A 255-nucleotide genomic window follows, 5' to 3' on the forward strand; every position below is an offset into this window, starting at 1 on the left:
TCTTGGCCTTCATGATGTTGGGCAGCGTCGCGTAGCGCGGCTCGTTCAGGCGCAGGTCGGTGGTGACCACCGCCGGCAGCTGGATCGACAGCGTCTCCAGCCCGCCGTCGATCTCGCGCATGACGCTTGCCTTGCCATCAGACAGGGTCAGCTTCGACGCAAAGGTGGCCTGCGGCCAGCCCGCCAGCGCCGCCAGCATCTGCCCGGTCTGGTTGGCGTCGTCGTCGATCGCCTGCTTGCCGCAGATCACCAGCG

Annotated in this window: 1 protein-coding gene; it reads right to left on the bottom strand. The window is 67.5% G+C overall.

Annotated features, from left to right (window positions below; translation table 11 throughout):
- The coding region (locus DNK49_RS23755; protein ID WP_424445313.1) for an electron transfer flavoprotein subunit beta/FixA family protein at positions 1-255 on the bottom strand (255 nt) is incomplete at both ends.

Origin of the sequence: Parazoarcus communis SWub3 = DSM 12120 (assembly GCF_003226565.1) — a bacterium.
Taxonomy (GTDB): domain Bacteria; phylum Pseudomonadota; class Gammaproteobacteria; order Burkholderiales; family Rhodocyclaceae; genus Parazoarcus; species Parazoarcus communis.